The sequence below is a fragment of the Rhodococcus sp. no. 34 genome (genome assembly GCF_054589475.1).
In genome coordinates, this window is sequence record NZ_BAAILK010000035.1 from 171868 (window position 1) to 177445 (window position 5578).

Below are 5578 nucleotides of genomic sequence, written 5' to 3' on the forward strand. Positions count from 1 at the left end.
AACAACGACCGCCTCTGCGCCGACGACCCAGACCGGCACCGCTTCACCTTCGACGACCCATACCGACCACACCCAAACGACAACCTCGACGGCACCCAATCCCGAGGGTTGCACGATCGGGGAACTGAACGTCACCCTCGGCGAGTCGAGTGGCGCCGCCGGTTCTGTGGAGCTTCCGGTGGTCTTCACCAACACGGGCGGCCGCACGTGCACACTCGACGGTTTCCCCGGCGTCTCGTATGTCATGGGAGCGTCCGGAAGCGAAGTGGGTGCTGCAGCCGGCCGCTCCGGATCCGGTTCACTCGTCTCCCTTGCCCCTGGCTCTGCCGCAACGTCTTTGGTGCGAGCTACGAACGTCGAGAACTACCCGGCAGATCAGTGCGGCGTGACCGACGTTGCGGGACTGAGGGTTTACCCGCCCAACAGCTACGACTCGGTCTTCCTTGCCTATCCCACAAAGGGTTGCTCGATGACCGGCGCGAACATCAATCAGCTGACGGTCGCGCCGGTCGCCCGCTGAGTCACGGCTTGAGGCGTCGTAGACCCCAGAGCGCCGGCAGGAGGAACAATCCCGAAAGGATCAGGACGAGTGCAGCTTCCGTGAACTGGAAACGCCAGAACCGATCATCCGAGTGGTAGCGAACTTCGTAGTGGTCGACGCCGTGTTCCCGCAAACAGATCTCCATCTCTCTGTTCTGCTGCGCTGAGAGCACATCCATGCGGAGGTTGTACTCGGCGCCGGTCTCCTCCGGGCGCTGGTCGTACGGGTCCTCATCGCCTGATCCACCCCACGTGCACTCGTCGTATTTGACGTCGACCCAGTTACCTCGGAGGTCGACATATCCCTGCGCGAGTTCCCAATTGACCGCGGGGATACTGGTATCGCTCGAATAGTAGGAACTGAATCCGGCGACGGGTGACGTTCGGACACTCGGCTCGGCGTAATCGGGTCGTGCAACCAACTGAAATGCTGCCAGGATCGCAACAACACCGACCATCGTGATCGCCATTGCGCCGATCGAACTACGCACCAGCAAAGCCAGTGCTGCTCCGAGCATGAGTGCCATGAATGTGTATGCACCCAAGACCAGTCCGCTGGATTGAAAGAGCGGATACGACAGGTTCGATATCTCGACGAAAGTCGAACGCCCGGCAACAAATGCATACCGGGAGTTGTCCGGGAGAGATCGAGCCCATTGCAGTGCAAATCCGAGCAATGACGAAGCCACAGAAATCGGCAGGAAGACGATTAACACCCGGGTCCAGAACCAACGAGTCCGACTGACCGATTGAGTAAGCCCCAATACGTGCGTTCCTTGTTCGACATCCCGCGAAAACACGGTGACACCGATCAACACGCCGAGGAACACCGGCAGAGCAGTAGCAACCACTGTCGTCAGGGTGAGAGCAGTCTCTGCCGTGCAGATAGCGGTGATGTCATCGAAGCAACTGAGAGGCGATCCGAAGAGTTGGGCTTGTCCGCCGCTCTTGATGATCGCACCACTCGACAAGACAATGACTGCTAATGCCGCGAGGAATCCCAACGACACAACGAGCGATGCCCGGTGGTGCCGCCACGTAACCCAGATCATGCCGCCACCATCGTTTCTGCGCTCAGGTGCCCGAGCACCACGTCGTCGAGAGTTGCGTCGTCGATCACCCAGCCGGCCCGAGGGCTCGGACGAATTCCCTCCACCACATGAGAATTCGACCGCATCCCCTTGTCGGTATGAATGACCGCACCGGCGCCGACCACGTCCGAGGGGTCGCCGTCCCCGATCAATACGTAATGGGCAGAGATCAATTCATCCAACGGACCGGACAATCTCGCGTTTCCACCGCCCAGAAGAAGTAGTCGATCCGAGACGTCTGCCAGTTCGGAAACGATGTGTGACGACAACAGAACTGTGGTGCCGTACTCGGCAACGTCTTCGAGCAGAGTGGTCGCGACGGACCGCCGCGCCACGGGATCAAGATCCGCCAAGGGCTCGTCGAGTAGAAGCAACTGCGGTCTGCGCCCCAGCGCCAAAGCCAGTGCAACCCTGGTTCGTTGACCTGGTGACAGAGTCTTCGCCTTTGCATCGAGAGCAATCCCAGCGCGCTCTACCAGATCCAGAGCGTACTTCGCATCCCACTCGTCGTTGGTATATGCGCCGAATCGAAGAAGTTCTGCAACAGTGAATTTGGGATACAGCGGCTTGTGCTGAGCGAGGTACGACAGGCCTGGGCAGATGCCGTCCTGATCCGGCGTGCTGCCCAGGACGGAGATCGAACCATGGTCAGGCATCGTCAACCCGACCGCCAAGGACATCAGCGTGGACTTACCGGCGCCGTTCACCCCGACCAGGGCAGTGATGCTTCCTGTTGCGATCTCGAATGTGCAGGCGTCGAGCACCTTCTTCTTGCCGAAGCGCTTGTCCACGTCCTGCATTGTCAGTGCCGATTCTTGCGCAGTCATGATGTCTCCCCCTGCTTTCCGGACGGATCCGTTTCGATGAACGTCTTCTCGAGTTCCAAACTCACCAGTGCTTCGATGTCCGTGCGCTCGAGTCCAGCGGCCACGGCATCTGCCACCCAACGCGCCAACTCGCGCCGTAGCGCAGAGCTTTCCGCCATACCGGGCTTGGCCAGGGACTTGACGACGAACGTGCCCAATCCAGGCCGCGGAGCAACAAGTCCGTCGCGCTCGAGTTCCTTGTAGGCCTTCAGGACTGTGTTCGGGTTGATCGCGAGCGCTCCCACGACGTCCTTGGCTGTGGGCAGCCGATCCCCGACTTGGAGATCACCGAGCCTGAGCGCCTGCTTCACCTGAAGGACCAATTGCACGTAAGTGGGAATGCCGGATCGGCGGTCGATACGGAAGTCGATCATCCGAACCCTTTCACTAGTTCATTAGTGGAATAGATATTTACCCTGCCTTGACCTCCCGGGTCAAGCCAGACGCCCCCTGTAAAGTGCAGATGCCCCGGTTCACCGGGGTGCCACGCTGCTCGTGTGAAGTTCGGTGAAACCCCGGCACTGTCGACGCAACTGTGAATTCGCCCGTCACTACTCGAGGCGAACGAGTCAGGTCACCGGCCTCGTGGCGACACGATGGTTCTCGGACGAAGGACCGCTCGTGGCGCTTCGCCTCGCGGCCGCGCTGCTCGCGACCCTTCACCACTAGCGGAGGGGTGGCTGTGAGTACTCGGCCGACACGTAAATTCAGATCTGTACTTGCAGCACTGACGATGAGCACCGCACTGCTTGCCGGTGCGTGCAGTAGCTCGACGTCCGATGCACCCGCAACCACAGCCGCCTCGGACGGCTCGTTCCCGGTGACTGTTGTTTCCGGTCCCACGGATTCCGGCACGGACATCACCATCGAGTCACGTCCGCAGTCGATCGTGTCACTCAGTCCCAGCGCCACCGAGACCCTGTGGGCCGTCGGCGCGGGCGATCAGGTGAAGGCCGTCGACAATCAGTCCGACTACCCGGCCGGTATCCCGGTCACCGATCTCTCGGGCTTTCAACCGAACGTCGAAGCCATCCTCGGCTACGCACCGGATCTGGTGATCGCATCGGATGACATGAACGATCTTGTCTCCGGACTGCAAAAGGCGAAGGTGCCGACACTCCTACTACCGGCAGCGACGAGCATCGACGACGTCTACGCCCAAATCGAGCGCGTCGCGAAGGCCACCGGCCACGAAGACAAGGGCACCGAAGTTGTCGACACCATGCGCTCGGACATCGACGCCGCTGTCGCCAGTGTTCCTGCGCGCCAACAGCCGCTGACGTACTTCCACGAACTCGACTCCTCGCTCTACACCGTCACGAGTTCGAGCTTCGTCGGGCAGATCTACTCGCTGTTCGGAATGAAGAGCATCGCCGACGCCGCGGGGCAGGGTGACTATCCGCAGTTGTCCGCCGAATTCGTGGTACAGGCCAATCCCGATCTCATCTTTCTCGCAGACTCCCAATGCTGTGGAGTGACAGCAGAATCCGTCGCCGCTCGACCCGGGTGGAGCGGCATGAAAGCGGTTACCGGCAACCAGATCCATGTGCTCGACGAAGACCTCTCCAGCCGCTGGGGACCTCGTGTCGCCGACCAGGTGAAGGCCGTCGCGGCCATCGTTGCCCAAGTTCCCGCGGCCTGAGCACTCGATGATCAAAGCCGGTATCTCCCAACATCGGACCGCCGTTCTGCTCGGCGCCGCGCTCATTCTGTGCGCTGCATTGCTGATCGGTGTTCTGGTGGGGCCGGCCGGATTGACGCCTGATCGGACCATTCTCGAACTTCTGGACGGAATACCCGGCATCCACCTCGATTCCGGCCTCACCGCAACACAGCAGGCGATTCTCTGGCAGATCCGGCTTCCGCGAGTAGTCCTGGGCGCGTTGGTCGGAGCAATGTTGGCGGTAGCCGGCGCCGCCTACCAGGGCGTGTTCCGAAATCCCTTGGCGGATCCGTATCTCCTCGGAGTTTCCAGCGGAGCCGGACTGGGCGCAACCCTCGCCATCGTTTCGGGTGGAGCGCTGGGCATGTTCGGAATTCCCATGGCCGCCTTCGTCGGTGGTGTGCTGGCAGTGTTCGCAACTTATTCGCTCGGCCGAAGCATTGGCGGGCCGCAGAACGCGGTAGTCATCATCCTCGCCGGTGTCGCAGTCGCGGCGTTCACGAATGCAGCACAGACTTTTGTTCAGCAGCGGTTCGACGATTCACTGCGCGAGGTCTATTCCTGGCTACTCGGCGGACTGTCCACCGACGGTTGGTCGGAAGTTCTGGTTGTCCTGCCGTACGTTGCGCTGGCATCTGCCGTCATCCTGGTACACCGGCGCGTACTCGACGTGATGGCGGTAGGTGACGTCGAAGCCGCCAGCCTCGGCGTCGACCCGGCCAGATCACGCCTGGTGCTGGTGCTCGCCGCAACTCTGGGAACGGCGGCGGTCGTGAGTGCAAGTGGACTGATCGGCTTTGTCGGAATCGTTGTTCCCCATGCGGTTCGACTGGTCGTCGGCCCGTCGCATCGACTGCTTCTCCCCCTGTCACTCATGCTGGGTGCGGCGTTTCTCGTCCTCACCGACGTTGCCGCCCGCACGGTCATGGCACCGGCCGAACTCCCCATCGGGGTTGTAACCGCGATGATCGGCGCTCCGTTTTTCCTTCTGGTTCTGCGCCGCAGCCGGGTCTCGGCATGACCGACAGCGCAGTGTGGTGCCGCGACCTCCGAGTCAACCTCGGCGGCAAGGACGTCGTCGACGGCATCGATCTCGATGTGACACCAGGCGATTGGGTTGCCGTGGTCGGGCCGAACGGCGCCGGCAAGACAACCTTGATGCATGCCCTCGCTGGATTGATTCCGTCCACCGGTGAGCTCTCGGTCGGGGGACTGAGTCCTCGCAATTCCAGCCGCAAGGCTATGTCCGCCGTCGTCGCGTTGATGCCACAGCGTCCGGTAGTACCCGAGGGCTCAACGGTCAAGGAACTGGTTGCGCTCGGCCGCACTCCGTATCTACGACGATTCGGAACCGAAACCGCCACAGATCGTTCGGTGATCACTTCGGTGATCGAAAGGCTCGACCTCACCGAGTTCGC

At 61.3% G+C, this 5578-nt stretch carries 7 protein-coding genes; 4 read left to right on the plus strand and 3 right to left on the minus strand.

Going from position 1 to position 5578, the window contains the following annotated elements:
- A partial coding sequence (locus ACYP01_RS13930; RefSeq protein WP_459680608.1) for a DUF4232 domain-containing protein occupies positions 1 to 520 on the plus strand: 520 nt, incomplete at its 5' end.
- 1 nt (position 521) lies between these two features.
- On the opposite strand, the gene ACYP01_RS13935 is transcribed toward ACYP01_RS13930, so the two are convergent.
- Genes ACYP01_RS13935 through ACYP01_RS13945 form a run of 3 tightly spaced genes read right to left on the minus strand, consistent with a single transcriptional unit; the run spans position 522 to position 2871 of the window.
- The gene (locus tag ACYP01_RS13935; protein ID WP_459680610.1) at positions 522 to 1592 is read right to left on the minus strand and encodes an ABC transporter permease; all 1071 of its coding nucleotides are present in this window, start codon (positions 1590 to 1592) and stop codon (positions 522 to 524) included.
- Complete coding sequence (locus tag ACYP01_RS13940) at positions 1589 to 2458, minus strand: ABC transporter ATP-binding protein (protein ID WP_099698388.1); 870 nt, start codon at positions 2456 to 2458, stop codon at positions 1589 to 1591. Before ACYP01_RS13940 ends, ACYP01_RS13935 begins: the two co-directional genes overlap by 4 nt.
- A complete protein-coding gene (locus ACYP01_RS13945; protein ID WP_003939899.1) occupies positions 2455 to 2871 on the minus strand; it encodes a GntR family transcriptional regulator in 417 nt (138 codons plus the stop codon). The genes ACYP01_RS13940 and ACYP01_RS13945 overlap by 4 nt, the downstream gene beginning before the upstream one ends.
- Positions 2872 to 3230: 359 nt before the next feature.
- On the opposite strand from ACYP01_RS13945, the gene ACYP01_RS13950 reads away from it, so the two are divergent.
- The 3 genes from ACYP01_RS13950 to ACYP01_RS13960 form a co-directional block, all read left to right on the plus strand.
- Complete coding sequence (locus tag ACYP01_RS13950) at positions 3231 to 4139, plus strand: ABC transporter substrate-binding protein (RefSeq protein WP_021345722.1); 909 nt, start codon at positions 3231 to 3233, stop codon at positions 4137 to 4139.
- Between the two features lie 7 nt (positions 4140 to 4146).
- Positions 4147 to 5181, plus strand: a complete 1035-nt coding sequence (locus ACYP01_RS13955; protein WP_019745569.1) for a FecCD family ABC transporter permease — start codon at positions 4147 to 4149, stop codon at positions 5179 to 5181.
- Positions 5178 to 5578: ATP-binding cassette domain-containing protein (locus tag ACYP01_RS13960; RefSeq protein ID WP_459680614.1), on the plus strand; the 401-nt coding region annotated here is incomplete at its 3' end. The genes ACYP01_RS13955 and ACYP01_RS13960, both read left to right, overlap by 4 nt.